Origin of the sequence: Novosphingobium beihaiense (assembly GCF_022832375.1) — a bacterium.
GTDB lineage: Bacteria > Pseudomonadota > Alphaproteobacteria > Sphingomonadales > Sphingomonadaceae > Novosphingobium > Novosphingobium beihaiensis.
In genome coordinates this window covers 131,786-145,941 of the sequence record NZ_JALHLG010000001.1, presented here as the reverse complement: position 1 = coordinate 145,941, position 14,156 = coordinate 131,786, and the positions used below count along the sequence as shown (strand labels likewise).

Sequence of the window (14,156 nt, the reverse complement as noted above, 5' to 3'; positions counted from 1 at the left end):
AGCCATCAGCCGCAGTCCCGCAATTTCCGCCCTTCCTCTCCGCTTCGGGAATGCTCAGGAATAGCGGCCCTGGCGCTCATGCACCTGGCGGTAGTGCTGCACGCGGGTCGCGCGCAGTCCGGCCATGCCTTCGCGGTCGATGGCACGCTGCCAGGATGCGAGTTCTTCCAGAGTGAGACTATAGCGTTCGCAGGCTTCGGCAATCGTCAGCAGTCCGCCATTGACGGCAGCGACAACTTCGGCCTTGCGCCTTACGACCCAGCGGGACGTATTGGGCGGCGGCAGGTTTTCCTTCCCAAGCGCCTCGCCCAGTGGCCCGATAACCGTATCGGGCCGGTCGAGATCAGATTGAAGCATGGCTGGTCCCTTTGTCAGTACCAACCCCCCTTGGCTCTAGATTCTTGGCGAAAACCGTTAACGTCACCTCTCTCAAGATGGTTAATTCGAATTTACACGAAATTGCGTAATATGTTGAAAAATATATGCAAAATTGAGTTTTGAGAAGTTAAGGTTTCTTTACGCACCGTTAACCTATCCTAATTACTTTTCCGGACGAGCCCTTCGAAGAGTTTCCGGGACATCGGATAGGATCATGATTTCAGTGGCGCATAAGCGTGCTTGCACGGCTCTGGCTAAACACGTGTTTGCCGAGGGCTGCCAGTTCGTCGTCAAGCAGGACAGCATTGCACCGGGGCAGCGTTTTCGCTTTAATCTCGAAGGGTTACAGCCTGTCGTCGGCACGGTGCGGTGGGTCGTGGAGGACCGTGTCGGGTTCGCTTTTGACCGTCCGCTCAGCCGCAAGAACCAGGACGCGCTGACCAGCCATTGCCGTTCCGTGCACGGACTGGATCTCTATCTGGCCTGAGCGTGAGGTCTTAACGTCCGCGTTTGCGCAGCCAGAGAATCGACCAGTCGCCATTTACGAGTCGCGCCGCAAGCCGGAGCCCGGCTTTGCGGCAGGCGGCGCGCACGGCGGCTTCCTGCGTCTCCAGCAGCCCCGCCAGCAGCAGGTGTCCGCCAGGCACGAGCGCTGCGCCGAAATCGGGGGCGAGCGATACCAGCGGCCCTGCCAGGATATTAGCCATGATCAGGTCGTAGGGGCCGCGCGCGGCGAGCAGGGGATGGCCCATCCCGTCCGCCACGGTCATGACCAGCTGGCCTGCGCCTGGTCCCATCGGCACGCCGTTGCTCTGCGCATTGGCCTTCACCACATCGGGGCAGACCGCATCGATATCGCTGGCCGTGGCCAGTGCGCGCGGCCAGAGGGCCAGCGCGGCAAAGGCGAGCAGGCCGGTGCCGGTGCCGATGTCCGCGCAATTGCGCACTACGGCGCCTTGCGCCTTCATGTGCGTCAGCATCGTCAGGCATCCGGCCGTCGTGGCATGCTGGCCGGTGCCGAAGGCCTGACTGGCGGGAATGGTGAAATCGAACAGGCCCGGCTCGTCGCGGGCCGGATGATCGGGGGTGTGGACGTGGAAGCGCCCGGCATGGATCGGCTGGAGATCCTGCTGGCTGGCGACGAGCCAGTCCGTATCGGGCAGCTTTTCGATCGTGAACTTCGGCGCATCCCCGGCGAACAGGGCGGCAAGTGCCGCCTTATCCGCCGCTTTCGGTTTGTGGGACAGCCAGGCTTCCAGCTGCCAGTCGTCCGGCCGGTCCTCGGCCACTTCGCTGCCGGAAAGAATGATTTCGGGATCCCAGTCCAGCGCATCTTCATGCGCGACCAGCGCGGCCTCGATCACGGGACGGGGGGCGAAGGCAGTAATCTTCCAGCTCACGGTATTTCAGTCTTTCAGTTCCGCTGCGGCAGATTCGGCCGCGTCTGTAACGTTTTCGGCGGCCAGGCGTGCTGCAAAGCGCCGCTTGGCGGTTTCGGCATAAGTCCGGCAGACGGTGGAATCGGTCAGCGGTGCCTTGCCTGCGAACCGTTCCATCATGGCGCTGGCCGAAGGATGCGGCGTGAGCAGGATATCGCAGGGCAGGGCGGCGATTCGCGCCAGCCCTTCATGAACTTGCGCCACGCGGCCGGGATGTTCGGAGAAGCGGTAGCTGTCCGCCGATATCGCCGTTGCGCTGTCGGCATAGGCGATCATGCGGCAGGTGAAGGTCTCGTCGCACGATTGCCAGGTCCAGCTTGTCGAGCCCGGGGAATGGGCCGGGGTGGCATGCGCCGTTGCCGCGATGGGGCCTGCGACGATGCTGTCCCCGTCCGCGAGGATGCGGTCCACTTTGACGGGCGCCATGCCCTTGAGCATGCCGTACTGTGGATCGTTGGAAGAGGGCTCTCCGGTTTCCAGCACGGCAGCGGCGGGTTTCAGGGCCGCGACTTGCGCACCAGTGGCGCGCTGCAGGGCGGCGAGGGCACCGGCATGGTCGAAATGTTCATGGCTGGAGAGGATCCAGCGTACGTCGCTCGCCTTGAATCCCAGTACGGCGATGTTTGCCAGAACCAGCGGTGCGGCCTCCGCCATCCCGCCGTCGATCAGTATGTGGCCTTCGGGGCCGGTGATCAGGATCGCTGAGATGCCGCACGTGCCGACATACCAGGTGTTGCCGAAAATGTGTGCGGGCGGCGCGGGATCGATCCATCCATCGCGGCCTTCGCAGGCTTCGGCCAGCGCCTTCGCCGTGTGCGCTGCAGGCGCTGCCGGAGCCGCATAAGCCGCAGCCGGGGCGGCGGCCAGCAGCGCCGCAGGCAGGATCGTCTTGAGCAGGCGAGTCATGCCCGTGCTTTAGGCCTGCGGCATGGGATATGCCAGAACCGCAGGCACTATCTTGCGTTGCAGAACTTGCACCAGCCCGTGATTTGGCTAAGGGGACTTCGACAAGGGCAGCGTGCTGCGCTGCCGCAGGCAAGGGGATTCGCTAAACCATGGCCACCGCCGGCACCAGGAAACGCCCGCTTTCGCCCCATCTCCAGATCTGGCGCTGGGGCCCGCACATGTTCATTTCGATTTTGCACCGCGTCACGGGCAACGGCATAGCCGTCGCCGGGCTGGGCCTGCTGCTGTGGTGGCTCGGCGCGCTGGCCAGCGGCCCTGCCGCCTATGACACCTTCGCCGGCTGGGTCTGGGCGGATATGGGCAAGCTCGATTGGAACGGCGTGGCGGTTATCGCTTCGCTGGTCAAGATCGTGCTCAAGCTTGTGATGATCGGCATCTCCTGGGCTTTCTTCTCCCACATGATGAGCGGCCTGCGCCACTTCGTGCTCGATGTCGGCGCGGGTTTCGAACTCAAGACCAACCGGGTCTGGTCGATCCTGTCGCCCATTCTGGGTGTGGTCCTCACCGCCGCCTTCTGGGCGCTCCTGCTGCTTCGCTGAGGAACGGAAACAATGGGTAACGGAACCTCCATCGGCCGCGTGCGCGGCCTCGGCTCGGCCAAGACCGGCGCGCATCATTGGCTGGTGCAGCGCTTTACCGCCATCGGCAACCTGCTGCTGGTGCTGTGGCTGGCCGTCTCGCTCGTGCTGCTGCCGGACTTCAGCTACGCCACGGTTGCGGAGTGGCTGGCTCGCCCCATCCCGGCGGTCGCCATGATCCTGCTCGTCGTCTCGACCTTCTGGCACGCCCGTCTCGGCATGCAGGTCATGATCGAAGACTATGTGCATGAGCATGGCAGCAAGTTTGCCTGCCTTGTCGCCCTCAACTTCGCCGCATTCGGTGGCGCCGCTTTCGGTGCCTTCTGCGTCATCCGCCTCGCGCTGGGAGCCCATTGATGTCCGCCCCTGCTTACAAGATTATCGATCACACTTACGACACTGTCGTTGTCGGCGCGGGCGGCTCGGGCCTGCGCGCCACCATGGGCTCGGCCGAGGCTGGCCTCAAGACGGCGTGCATCACCAAAGTGTTCCCCACCCGCAGCCACACCGTGGCGGCGCAGGGCGGCATTGCCGCCTCGCTCAAGAACAACACGCCGGACCACTGGACCTGGCACATGTACGACACCGTCAAGGGGTCGGACTGGCTGGGCGATCAGGACGCCATCGAATACATGGTGCGCGAGGCTCCCGACGCGATCCTTGAGCTGGAACATGCCGGCATGCCCTTCAGCCGCAACGAGGACGGGACGATCTACCAGCGCCCGTTCGGCGGCCACATGCAGAACATGGGTGACGGCCCGCCGGTGCAGCGCACTTGCGCCGCGGCCGACCGTACCGGCCACGCCATGCTGCATACGCTGTACCAGCAGTCGCTGAAGTACGCGGCGGACTTCTTCATCGAATACTTCGCCATCGATCTCATCATGGATGGCGGCAAGTGCGTTGGCGTGATCGCGCTGTGCCTCGATGACGGTTCGATCCACCGCTTCCGCTCGCAGGCCGTGGTGCTGGCGACCGGCGGCTATGGCCGCAGCTACTTCACCGCGACTTCGGCCCACACCTGCACCGGCGACGGCGCGGGCATGGTCCTGCGCGCGGGCCTGCCGCTGCAGGACATGGAATTCGTGCAGTTCCACCCCACCGGCATCTACGGCGCGGGCGTGCTCATCACCGAGGGCGCGCGCGGCGAGGGCGGTTATCTCACCAACTCCGAAGGCGAGCGTTTCATGGAACGCTATGCCCCTTCGGCCAAGGATCTGGCCTCGCGTGACGTCGTCTCGCGTTCGATGGCGCTCGAAATCCGCGAAGGCCGCGGCGTGGGCCCGAACAAGGACCACATCTACCTGCACCTCGATCACATCGATCCCAAGGTGCTGGCGCAGCGCCTGCCGGGCATCACCGAATCGGGCAAGATCTTTGCCGGCGTCGACCTCACCCGTCAGCCGCTGCCGGTGGTTCCGACCGTCCACTACAACATGGGCGGCATTCCGACGAACTACCACGGCGAAGTCATGACCATCGGTGCCGATGGCAACCCCGAAACGGTCGTCCCCGGCCTGTTCGCGGTGGGCGAGGCGGCCTGCGTGTCGGTCCACGGCGCGAACCGCCTGGGCTCCAACTCGCTGACCGACCTTGTCGTGTTCGGCCGCGCGACCGGCCACCGCCTCAAGGAAACCGTCAAGGCAGGGGCCGCGCAGCCCGAACTGCCTGCGGACTCGGCGGACCTGGCGCTGACCCGCCTCGATCACTTCCGCCACGCCGACGGCGGCACGCCGACCGCGCAGATCCGCACCGAGATGCAGCAGACCATGTCGGGCCACGCCGCGGTGTTCCGCACCGACGAAGTCATGGCCGAAGGCAAGGCCGCGATGGCCGAAGTCTACAAGAAGATGCAGGACATCAAGGTTTCGGACCGCGGCCTGATCTGGAACTCCGACCTCGTCGAGACGATGGAACTGGACAACCTGATCGGTGCGGCCACCGTCACGCTGCACGGCGCCCACGCGCGCAAGGAAAGCCGCGGCGCCCACGCGCACGAGGACTTCCCCAACCGCGACGACGAGAACTGGATGAAGCACACCGCCGCCTGGTTCAACGGCTGGGGCGGCAAGGGCGGCGAGGTTCGCCTCGATTACCGTCCGGTTCACGAATACACGCTGACCGACGATGTCGAGTACATCAAGCCGAAGGCGCGCGTGTATTGATGGACCTGCAGGACTTTGTTGCCGAAACGATACTCCAGATTATGTCTGGAGTATCGTCGGCGATAAGGTCCCATGATGTGGGGGAACTAGGTGGGATCATAAACCCTCTCCCCGCGTCAATGGAGGGACTACAGGGGCAGCGCGACCGTACGAGCATAGATTTCAACGTCGCTGTGACGGTGGAAAGCAGTACGTCCGGGGCCAAAGAGGGCGGGTTGAACATTAAGGTTCTCGAAGCTTCGCTTTCCAAAAATTCGGAAAATAAGACAGTTGGTGAGTCTCGCGTAAGCTTTTCTGTTCCAGTCGCGCTACCCTATACGACTGTAAACAACGCGTAAGATCGCGCGCAGCCCTCTCACACTAGCCACGCATCGAAGTCCGACGCTATGTGCAGAATTCGCACGATCTCGATGGCGTCGTCGGAGACGCAATAAATCACCGTATGCTGCCCGCAGCGCATTCTGTGCAGCCCGGGGCGGGTCTCAACCCGAGGATGGCGGAGTGGGAATTCGCGCAGGGCTTTAATCCGCTCGCGCAATTGTGCGGCGTATTTTCGAGCCTGATCCGTGCCCCATGCCGACTTGGTGTATCTGGAAATCTGGCGCAGGTCCTCCGACGCGGCGGTACGAAAGATCAGCCTTCGCACGCTGGGCCGAATTCCTCGTTGAACCAAGTGTCGATGTCGAACGTAGTATCGATCGGGCTGGCCAGTCCTTCATCGATCGCTTCGAGCAGCTTCGATTTGAACGCCGCGCGCTCCTCATGCAGCCGCAGCGCATCGCGCACGACTTCGCTGGTCGAAGTGTACTCGCCCGTTTCGACCTGGCGGCGCGCGTAGGCGGCGAAGTGGTCGCCGAGCGCAATGGAGGTGTTTTTGGCTGCCATGAACGGGTTTATACCAGATATTGGTACCGCCCCCAAGATTGCTTGAGCATTCACCTGCCATTCATGTTTACACACGTAGTCGATTACACATGTAAACGATGGAGCCGCGCTTGTCTGACGCATCCGAACAGCCCGAACGTATTTCCGAGGCCGAACAGGCGGTTATGGAGGCGCTGTGGCAGCGTTCTCCGCTGACCGCGCAGGAAGTGTGCGAGCAGGTTTGCGGGCCGCGCGGGTGGAGCCTCAATACGGTCAAGACGCTGCTTTCACGCCTTGTTACCAAGCAGGCGGTGGCGACCGAGCCCGATGGCAAACGCTTCCTCTATTCCCCGAAGATCGCGCGGGCCCAATATGTGGGCACCGAAAGCCGCCGTCTGGTCGATCGTCTGTTCGGCGGGCGCGCGGCGCCGCTGTTTGCGCATCTGGCCCAGGCCGAAGCGCTCACTCCCGATGACATCGCTGAAATCGAAGCCCTGCTGAAGGAGCTGAAGTCATGATCGAATGGCTGACCGATACGCTCGTGATGACCGGCGCGCTGCTGGCGCTGGTGCTGCTGGTGCGCAGGCCCGTGGGCCGCTGGTTCGGGCCGAACGCGGCCTATGCGCTGTGGGCGCTGCCGATGCTGCGGCTGGTGCTGCCGCCACTGGCCTTGCCGCGCGGGTTCGTGCTGCCCAAAGTTGCGATCGAGCCGATCATGGCCGGGGCGGCGCCGGTACAAACCGCTGTGCCCGCAGGAGCCCTGGAAAGCGCGGCCATGCCCGCGGCTTTTGGTGTGTCTGCGCAGGCAGCGGCGCCCGGCCTGTTGGCGCAGGTTCCTTGGACCGGGCTGTTGCTGACGCTCTGGCTAACGGGGGCCGCGGCGTTCCTGGCATGGCGGTGCTGGAACTACTTCACGATGCGCCGCGAACTCCTGGCGCAGGCGCATCAGGTCGCGACGGCGGAGGGTGTGCGTATCGTTGAAAGCCCCGCTGCGGCCGCGCCGCTGGCCTTCGGGGTGTTCGACAAGGTGGTGGCCCTGCCTGCCGGGTTCCTGGCGAACACCGACTCGGAAAGCTCGGACTTCGCGATCGCGCACGAGCTGGAGCATCATGCCGGTAACGATCTGCTGGCGATCATCCTCATGCAGCCGCTTTTCGCCATTCACTGGTTCAATCCGCTGGCCTGGGCGGCGTGGCGGGCGCTGCGCGGCGATCAGGAAGCGGCGTGCGATGCCCGCGTCATGGCCGGGCGCGATCGCGAAGTGCGGGCGCGTTATGGCCGCCTGATCGCTTCCTATGCTGCGGGAACCCGGCTGGCGCTGGCCGCGCCGATGGCGGGGCCGCTGACCGGGACCAAGCCGATCATTCACCGGCTCAAGGCGCTGGCGCACAAGGATGTCAGTCCGGCGCGGCGGGTGCTGGGCCGCAGTCTGTTCGCGGTTGCCGTCGTCGCGGTGCCGGCCACGGCCACGGTCAGCTATGCCGCAATGGAAGAGACCGGCGCCGCGGATGTTGCGCAGGTTCCCGATGTGCCGGACGTTCCGCCGGTCCCGGCCGTGGACGAGGTGGCAGAGCATCTCGCACTTGCCGATGTGCCCGAGCCGCCCGCCGTACCCGAACCGCCCGCCGCGCCGAACGTCAGTGCCGAGCCTCCGCTGCCGCCTGTGCCGCCGGCTCCTCCCGCCCCGCCCGAACAGTCCTTTGCCGCGAAGCAGGCCTGGATCAGTGAAGCCAAAGCGCAGGAGAGCGAACGCCAGGCAGCGCAAGCCGAACGCCGCGCCGCCAAGGCAGAGCGGATGGCCGCAGAGGCTGTCGCCCGGGCCCCGAGGGTCGAGGAGGCGGTGACGCGCAGTGGCAAGAAAGTCATCCGCATCGTGCGCAAGGACGGCAAGCGCGAGCTCGCACAGGAAATGATCCTCGACGAGGATTGCCCTGCCGACAATGGCCGGAGCCATACGAAGACCAGCCGTGACGGCAACAAGACCTCCGTGGTGATCTGCACGGGCGTGCCCAAGGCGGCGGTGACGGCGACGATCACCGCGCTCAAGTCCGCCCGCAGCACCATCGCCTCGAACAGTCACATCGACAGCAAGACGCGCACGGAGATCCTTGCCAATCTGGATCGCGAGATTGCCGAGGCCTTTGAGGAGGCCCGTCAGGGGCGTTGACTCTCATTATTTAGCACCGGAAGCGTTTCATCGCTCCGGTGCTTTCATTTTTCGCGGTTGATATGGGGTTTGTGCCGCCATATCCTCTTCCAAAAGACGGGAGGGATATGGTCATGCACGATAAATACCCCGGAGTGTTCTCATCTGTCCGGCTTGGGCCGGTCGAGCTGCCGAACCGCTTCTTCTTTGCCCCCCACGGCAGCGCGCTTTCGGCGGGCACCAAGCCTGCCGACGACCTTGCCGCTTATAGTGCCGAGCGGGTGAGGGGTGGGGGCTGCGGTCTCGTGATCGTGGCGCTGGCCATGCACGAGCGTGGCCGCACCCGGCAGCCCAGCCCGCATGAGGCCGTGAACATACCGGCCTTCCGTGTGCTGACCGATGCCATCCACGAGGCTGGCGGCAAGATCTTCGGCGAGCCGTTCTATCACTGGATCGGCGCGGGATACTGGCAGCTTTTCAGCCCGCCCGCGCCCGCCATGGCGCCATCGGTGCGCCAGTTCGGCCATGGCGGGCGGGCGCATTCGACGCGGGCCATGTCGCACGAGGAGATTGCCCGGATGATCGCGGCCACGCGCGAGACGGCGGCCAACATGGCGGCAGCGGGGTTTGACGGGATCATGCTGCATGTCAGCCATGCGGCGCTGATCCAGCAGTTCCTCTCGCCCTGGTTCAATGAGCGTGATGACGAATATGGCGGCTCGCTGGAGAACCGCATGCGGTTCCTTGTCGAAAGCCTGCGCGCGGCGCGCGAGGGGGGAGGTGAGCAATTCGCCGTGGGCCTGCGCCTCAATTGCGACGAGCAGCTTGCGGGCGGCTATGGGCCGGACACGGCGCGTGAGGTCGTGGCCGCGCTCGCGGCGCAGGGGCTGATCGACTATATCGATCTCGACGTCGGGCTGGAGCCGCAGCAGTTCCGCCACGGCATGCCGACCGGATTCGAAAAGGCGCAGTACTACCGCCCATGGGTGGAAGCCGTGCGCGGGGCGGCGGGCGATGTGCCGGTGCTGTCCGTGCTCGGGAATGTGACGAGCATGGCCGATGCCGAAGCGGCCTTGCAGGCGGGCGTGTGCGATGTGATCGGTGCGGCGCGCCAGCTCATTGCAGAGCCCGATTTCGTGCAGAACGCCCGCGATGGGCGCGAGGCGCGCAGCCGCACCTGCATCGCCTGCAACTGGTGCACGGCAGCAGGCGGCGAAGGGGCGCAGGGCTGCGCGATCAATCCGGCCTCCTACCGCGACCGCCTCTGGGGGCGGCACAGTTACGAACCGGCTGCGGCAAGCAAGCGCGTGACCGTGATCGGCGGCGGGCCGGGCGGCATGGAGGCGGCGCGCGTCGCGGCGGAAAAGGGGCACAGCGTCACCCTGTTCGAAGCGCGTGACAGACTGGGCGGGGCTTTGGCGCTCTGGGCGGACTTGCCAGGGCGCGGGCACTATGCCGCCGCCATCGGCTGGTGGGCGCGGGAGATGAAGCGGCTGGGCATCGATGTGCGGCTGGGCACGGCTGCGGACGAGGCCATGGTGCTGGCCGGTGCGCCCGATGCCGTGATTGTCGCGACGGGCGCCAGCTACAGCCCGGGCGGGCGCTCGATCACCTGGGATGGCGACATTCCCGGCTGGGACCAGCCCCATGTCCTGCGGCCCGAAGACGTGCTGCTGGGCGGCGAGCGGCCCGGCGGGCGGGTGTGGGTCTTCGATGCCGAAGGTTATCACACGGGCACCGGGATCGCCGAGATCCTCGCCGGGACCGGTGCCGATGTGGGCTTTGTCACGGCGGGCTATTCGCCGGTGTCCGCGCGCAACACTGATAATTGGGAGGAGGGCTACATCGTCGCGCGGATGAAGCGGGCCGGGGTGGGGCTGGTGCCGTCCACCTGGCTGCGGGCGATCGGCGCGGATACCGTCACGCTTTACGATGTCCATACCGGGAAGGAGCGCATCGAACCTGCCGATGCCGTGGTGCTTGTCACCGGCCGCGTGCCGCAGGATGGGCTGGCCCGCGCGCTGGAAGGCAAGGTGGCGCAGCTTTTCACGATTGGCGATGCGCTGGCGGCGCGGATGCTGGCGGCGGCGCCCTACGAAGGGCATAAGTTCGCCCGCGCCATCGGCGAACCCGGCGCGCCCGCCAGTTTCGCCGAGGCCTGGTTCGCGCCCGACCCGCTGGAAGTCATGCCGTTTCCGGCGGATGTGCCGAGGCCCGTTCCTGCGTCTTGATGCTGTTCAGAGAGGGGAAAGGCGGGGTGGCGGATGCGCGCTCTTGCGGGCATAGCGAAGTGCTCGCCGGTATGAGACTGGCCGGTATTGGGACTGACAAGGGGCAGGCATGGAAGACGCAGGCAGGGTTAAGGCACCGTACCGGGAGCGGTCGCCGGGTATGAAGCTGCTGTTCGTGGCGCTGGTCAGCATGGTGCTGATCGTGCCGCTGATGCTCGTCTATGCGCTGGTCTATGACCGGCAGGACCAGTCGGAAACCGCGCAGGCTTCCATCAATGCCGGATGGGGCGGGGCGCAAGTGCTCTCCGGTCCGGTGCTGGTCGTGCCCTACCGCACCACCCAGACGCAGACCGAAACGGTCGACGGCAAGCAGGTGAGCCGCGCCGTAGAGGTGGAAAAGCCGCTCTACATTTCGCCTGTGACGAACACGGTCTCGACCCGGATCGCGCCCGAAGAGCGGCGCAAGTCGATCTACCGCTCGGTGCTGTTCACGGCGAAGACGGAGGGCAAGGCGACTTTTGCGCTGCCCGGCGATCTCGAACGGTTCGGCGTCAAACAGGACAAACTTCTCTGGAGCCGGGCCGAGCTGCGCATCGGTGCATCCGACGCGCGCGGGCTGACCACCGGCGGCACGATTTCGGTCGATGGCAAGCCGCTCGAAGTCCAGCCGGGTAACGGTCCCGCGGCCTCGGGCGGGCAGGGCTTTTTCGCTTTCGTGAACTGGGACGGCACGGGCCGGATCTCGGTCGATTATGCTTTCGGGCTGCGTGGCAGCCGCACGGTCAGTCTGGTCCCGCGCGGCGGCTCGACCGTGTGGACCGTATCCTCGCCGTGGCCGAGCCCCAGCTTTGAAGGTTCGTTTCTGCCGGAAAAGCCGCAGGTTTCCGAAAAGGGCTTCAAGGCCAGCTACACTATCGACAAGCTCGCACTGGGGCAGCCCCCGGTGTCGACGGAGGATTATGGCGTTCCGCGCGATTCAGGGCGTTACGGCTATGACGGTGCCGAGCTCAACGGAAACGCCAGCCGTGCGGTCAGCGTCAGCCTGATCGAGACGGTGGATCTCTATTCCAAAGTCAACCGCTCGGTGAAGTACGGTTTTCTGTTCATCGGCTTCACGTTCCTCGCCTTCTTCCTGTTCGACATTGTCGGCGGGGCGCGGGTGGCTTCGGTGGAGTATCTGCTGACCGGGGCGGGGCTGGTGCTGTTCTTCGTGCTGCTTCTGGCCTTTGCCGAAGTGATCGGCTTTACCGCCGCCTATCTGGCCGCCAGTGCGGCGGTGATCGGCCTGCTGACGGCTTATAGCGCCGCCGTGCTGAAAAGCTGGAAGCGGGCGCGGTTCATTGGCGCGCTGCTGGTCGGCCTCTATGCGCTGCTGTTCGTGCTGCTCAATCTGGAGGCGTGGTCGCTGATGATCGGTTCGCTGCTGCTCTTCGTGGCGCTGGCCGGGGTGATGTACGCGACGCGCCATGTCGACTGGGCGAGCGTGGGCCGCCATGCCCATGGCGAGGTGCAGGCGTGAGCGCCCGCTGCGCATTTTGAGAAAGCCCTGTCTGCCCTGAGTCTGTCGAAGGACGCTGGCGCTGCGCCACGTTCCACACCCTTCGACAAGCTCAGGGTGAGCGGGATAGCTGCGATGTCTTTGCCTTACTGCCTGCGTGGCAGGCTCTAAGGGATGGGCTGCACCACAGGTTCGGAGGTGAAGGTCACGCCTTCCTTTTCCTCGGTTTTCTTGTCCCGTGCCTTCTTACGGTCCTTGTTGTCATCCGCCCTGAGTTCTTCCAGCCGGGCCTGGATGACCGCCTGCGTTGCGGGCCGGGCCGGGTACTTGCAGCCGCGCGTCATGCCTACGCCTTTCAGGAAGCTGCGCCGGGCCACACCGGCCTGGATCGCGGCGCTGACTTTGCGGTCCTGGCTGTTGGCGCCCGAGATTTCGCGGATGAGACCGCGAAACGGGATGAAGGAAGACACGACCCACTTGGCCACGCGGCCACCGCTGATCCGGTCTCGCTCTTCCTGCGGCAAGTCGATGTCGGGGCCAAGAACCGCATCCAGACCGGTGATCGCGGCGGAGAGCTGGCGGCACTTCCCAAGCCCTTCCAGCGCATAGGGATCGGCCTGCGCGGCAATGAGAAGCGGCGGGATCTCGCCGTCGCGCCCCACATTGAGATCGTCCACCGGGGTCTTGGCGACGTCCACGGCGCTGGGCTCGCGTTCGGTGATCGGCTTGTCCTGCGCCCGGGCAAACGCTGGCGAAGCGGCCAGCGATGCCGCGGCTGCGGCAGATACCCAGAAACGGTGCATTGTCTTTCCTCCTGTTCGCCCGGCCGAGCCTCGCCTGCCTGCAAGCAAGGAGACAGCCTAGCTCATAGTATTGAACGTATCACAGGCATCCTCGTTCCCGGTATCGATGCCGGTCTTGAGCCATTTCATGCGCTGGGCGCTGGAGCCGTGAGTGAAGCTTTCGGGGCTGACGCGCTGGCCTGCGTTCTTCATCAGCGTGTCGTCGCCGATGGCGCTGGCGGCGGTGAGGCCTTCTTCCATGTCGCCCGCTTCGATCTGGCTGCGATTCTTGCCCGCCCACACGCCAGCATAGCAATCCGCCTGCAGTTCCATCCGCACCTGCAGGGCATTGGCCTGCGATGGGCTTTTCTGCTGCGCGCTGCGCACCTGACGGTCGAGCCCGAGCACATGCTGGATGTGATGGCCATATTCGTGCGCCACGACATAGTAGCGCGCGAAATCGCCCTTGGCGCCAAGCTGCCGGTCCAGTTGATCGTAGAAGCTGGTATCGATGTAGATGCCTTGGTCGGCGGGGCAGTAGAACGGCCCCATCGCGCTTTGCGCCACGCCGCAGCCGGATTGGCCGGTGCCGTTGTAGAAGTGCAGCGTCGGCTGCTCGAACGGGATGTTGGCTTGCCGGAACAGCGGCTGCCAGGTGCTGTTGAGCGAATCCAGCGCATTGCAGGATTCGAGCGCATAGGCGTTTTCGGTGCAGATCGTATTCGCATCGCGGGATGCGGCTTGCGGAGCCGTGCCCGCGCCTTGCTGTTGCTGCCCGTTTTCCAGCGATCCCAGCATCTGGGAGGGATCGACGCCAAACACCAGCGCGCCGATCAGCACCAGAACCAGCGTGCCGATCCCCACGGTGCCGCCCCCGCCGGGGATACGGCGCCCTCCGCCGCCGCGGCTGACACGGATATTGGCGGGGTTGAACCTCTTCAAGCGCATCGGAAAGGCGTCCTTTGTCATGGGCGCCAGACGCGCCTCAGGACGGATGCGTAGCCGCGCGGCAGAGCGTGGATCAATCCTTATCGTGCCGCCAGAGCGCCATCCTCGCGTACCGGTCATGCCAAAATGACGAAAAGCCAGCGTCTTCCCGTAAATTTTTC

Annotated in this window: 15 protein-coding genes; 8 read left to right on the top strand and 7 right to left on the bottom strand. The window is 65.0% G+C overall.

Annotation, left to right across the window (positions count from 1 at the left end; translation table 11 throughout):
• Positions 1 to 54: 54 nt before the first annotated feature.
• A complete protein-coding gene (gene sciP / locus MTR66_RS00755; RefSeq protein ID WP_243917041.1) occupies positions 55 to 357 on the bottom strand; it encodes a CtrA inhibitor SciP in 303 nt (100 codons plus the stop codon).
• A gap of 235 nt (positions 358 to 592) precedes the next feature.
• On the opposite strand from sciP, the gene MTR66_RS00750 reads away from it, so the two are divergent.
• Positions 593 to 865, top strand: a complete 273-nt coding sequence (locus tag MTR66_RS00750) for a PilZ domain-containing protein (protein ID WP_243917040.1) — start codon at positions 593 to 595, stop codon at positions 863 to 865.
• A 10-nt stretch (positions 866 to 875) separates the two neighbouring features.
• Here the strand turns inward: MTR66_RS00750 and MTR66_RS00745 are convergent, their stop codons facing one another.
• Both MTR66_RS00745 and bla read right to left on the bottom strand, forming a co-directional pair.
• Complete coding sequence (locus tag MTR66_RS00745; RefSeq protein WP_243917039.1) at positions 876 to 1,778, bottom strand: 50S ribosomal protein L11 methyltransferase; 903 nt, start codon at positions 1,776 to 1,778, stop codon at positions 876 to 878.
• A 6-nt stretch (positions 1,779 to 1,784) separates the two neighbouring features.
• Entirely contained in the window at positions 1,785 to 2,723 is a 939-nt protein-coding gene (gene bla, locus MTR66_RS00740) for a subclass B3 metallo-beta-lactamase (protein ID WP_243917038.1), read from the bottom strand.
• A 149-nt stretch (positions 2,724 to 2,872) separates the two neighbouring features.
• On the opposite strand from bla, the gene sdhC reads away from it, so the two are divergent.
• From sdhC to sdhA, 3 genes are read left to right on the top strand one after another with little or no spacing between them, the layout of a single operon-like run.
• The gene (sdhC, locus tag MTR66_RS00735) at positions 2,873 to 3,322 is read left to right on the top strand and encodes a succinate dehydrogenase, cytochrome b556 subunit (protein ID WP_243917037.1); all 450 of its coding nucleotides are present in this window, start codon (positions 2,873 to 2,875) and stop codon (positions 3,320 to 3,322) included.
• Positions 3,323 to 3,334: 12 nt separating this feature from the next.
• On the top strand, positions 3,335 to 3,718 hold the full coding sequence (gene sdhD, locus MTR66_RS00730) for a succinate dehydrogenase, hydrophobic membrane anchor protein (protein ID WP_243917036.1): 384 nt from the start codon (positions 3,335 to 3,337) through the stop codon (positions 3,716 to 3,718).
• Positions 3,718 to 5,526, top strand: coding sequence for a succinate dehydrogenase flavoprotein subunit (gene sdhA, locus MTR66_RS00725; RefSeq protein WP_243917034.1), 1,809 nt, complete (start codon positions 3,718 to 3,720; stop codon positions 5,524 to 5,526). Before sdhD ends, sdhA begins: the two co-directional genes overlap by 1 nt.
• Positions 5,527 to 5,881: 355 nt before the next feature.
• Here the strand turns inward: sdhA and MTR66_RS00720 are convergent, their stop codons facing one another.
• Positions 5,882 to 6,172 carry a type II toxin-antitoxin system RelE/ParE family toxin gene (locus MTR66_RS00720; protein WP_243917033.1) on the bottom strand — a complete coding sequence of 97 codons (291 nt, stop codon included), beginning with the start codon at positions 6,170 to 6,172 and terminating at the stop codon, positions 5,882 to 5,884.
• Positions 6,160 to 6,411 carry a type II toxin-antitoxin system ParD family antitoxin gene (locus MTR66_RS00715; protein WP_243917032.1) on the bottom strand — a complete coding sequence of 84 codons (252 nt, stop codon included), beginning with the start codon at positions 6,409 to 6,411 and terminating at the stop codon, positions 6,160 to 6,162. The genes MTR66_RS00720 and MTR66_RS00715 overlap by 13 nt, the downstream gene beginning before the upstream one ends.
• Before the next feature lie 110 nt (positions 6,412 to 6,521).
• On the opposite strand from MTR66_RS00715, the gene MTR66_RS00710 reads away from it, so the two are divergent.
• From MTR66_RS00710 to creD, 4 genes are all read left to right on the top strand, one after another.
• Positions 6,522 to 6,908, top strand: a complete 387-nt coding sequence (locus MTR66_RS00710) for a BlaI/MecI/CopY family transcriptional regulator (RefSeq protein WP_407673013.1) — start codon at positions 6,522 to 6,524, stop codon at positions 6,906 to 6,908.
• Positions 6,905 to 8,557: a M56 family metallopeptidase gene (locus tag MTR66_RS00705; RefSeq protein WP_243917030.1), complete on the top strand. Its 1,653-nt coding sequence runs from the start codon at positions 6,905 to 6,907 to the stop codon at positions 8,555 to 8,557. Before MTR66_RS00710 ends, MTR66_RS00705 begins: the two co-directional genes overlap by 4 nt.
• Positions 8,558 to 8,670: 113 nt before the next feature.
• Positions 8,671 to 10,767 carry an oxidoreductase gene (locus MTR66_RS00700; protein ID WP_243917029.1) on the top strand — a complete coding sequence of 699 codons (2,097 nt, stop codon included), beginning with the start codon at positions 8,671 to 8,673 and terminating at the stop codon, positions 10,765 to 10,767.
• 160 nt (positions 10,768 to 10,927) lie between these two features.
• On the top strand, positions 10,928 to 12,286 hold the full coding sequence (gene creD / locus MTR66_RS00695; RefSeq protein WP_243917028.1) for a cell envelope integrity protein CreD: 1,359 nt from the start codon (positions 10,928 to 10,930) through the stop codon (positions 12,284 to 12,286).
• A 146-nt stretch (positions 12,287 to 12,432) separates the two neighbouring features.
• Here creD and MTR66_RS00690 read toward each other — a convergent pair whose 3' ends face one another.
• Together MTR66_RS00690 and ypfJ are read right to left on the bottom strand one after the other, a co-directional pair.
• Positions 12,433 to 13,068, bottom strand: coding sequence for a hypothetical protein (locus tag MTR66_RS00690; RefSeq protein WP_243917027.1), 636 nt, complete (start codon positions 13,066 to 13,068; stop codon positions 12,433 to 12,435).
• Between the two features lie 57 nt (positions 13,069 to 13,125).
• Positions 13,126 to 13,995, bottom strand: a complete 870-nt coding sequence (gene ypfJ, locus MTR66_RS00685) for a KPN_02809 family neutral zinc metallopeptidase (RefSeq protein ID WP_243917026.1) — start codon at positions 13,993 to 13,995, stop codon at positions 13,126 to 13,128.
• Positions 13,996 to 14,156 lie beyond the last annotated feature (161 nt).

What these genes read in the sequence shown, in the direction of transcription:
- sciP (WP_243917041.1), bottom strand. Translation starts at nt 357, where the DNA reads ATGCTTCAATCTGATCTCGACCGGCCCGATACGGTTATCGGGCCACTG.
- MTR66_RS00750 (WP_243917040.1), top strand. Translation starts at nt 593, where the DNA reads ATGATTTCAGTGGCGCATAAGCGTGCTTGCACGGCTCTGGCTAAACAC.
- bla (WP_243917038.1), bottom strand. Translation starts at nt 2,723, where the DNA reads ATGACTCGCCTGCTCAAGACGATCCTGCCTGCGGCGCTGCTGGCCGCC.
- sdhC (WP_243917037.1), top strand. Translation starts at nt 2,873, where the DNA reads ATGGCCACCGCCGGCACCAGGAAACGCCCGCTTTCGCCCCATCTCCAG.
- sdhD (WP_243917036.1), top strand. Translation starts at nt 3,335, where the DNA reads ATGGGTAACGGAACCTCCATCGGCCGCGTGCGCGGCCTCGGCTCGGCC.
- sdhA (WP_243917034.1), top strand. Translation starts at nt 3,718, where the DNA reads ATGTCCGCCCCTGCTTACAAGATTATCGATCACACTTACGACACTGTC.
- MTR66_RS00715 (WP_243917032.1), bottom strand. Translation starts at nt 6,411, where the DNA reads ATGGCAGCCAAAAACACCTCCATTGCGCTCGGCGACCACTTCGCCGCC.
- MTR66_RS00705 (WP_243917030.1), top strand. Translation starts at nt 6,905, where the DNA reads ATGATCGAATGGCTGACCGATACGCTCGTGATGACCGGCGCGCTGCTG.
- MTR66_RS00700 (WP_243917029.1), top strand. Translation starts at nt 8,671, where the DNA reads ATGCACGATAAATACCCCGGAGTGTTCTCATCTGTCCGGCTTGGGCCG.
- creD (WP_243917028.1), top strand. Translation starts at nt 10,928, where the DNA reads ATGAAGCTGCTGTTCGTGGCGCTGGTCAGCATGGTGCTGATCGTGCCG.
- MTR66_RS00690 (WP_243917027.1), bottom strand. Translation starts at nt 13,068, where the DNA reads ATGCACCGTTTCTGGGTATCTGCCGCAGCCGCGGCATCGCTGGCCGCT.
- ypfJ (WP_243917026.1), bottom strand. Translation starts at nt 13,995, where the DNA reads ATGCGCTTGAAGAGGTTCAACCCCGCCAATATCCGTGTCAGCCGCGGC.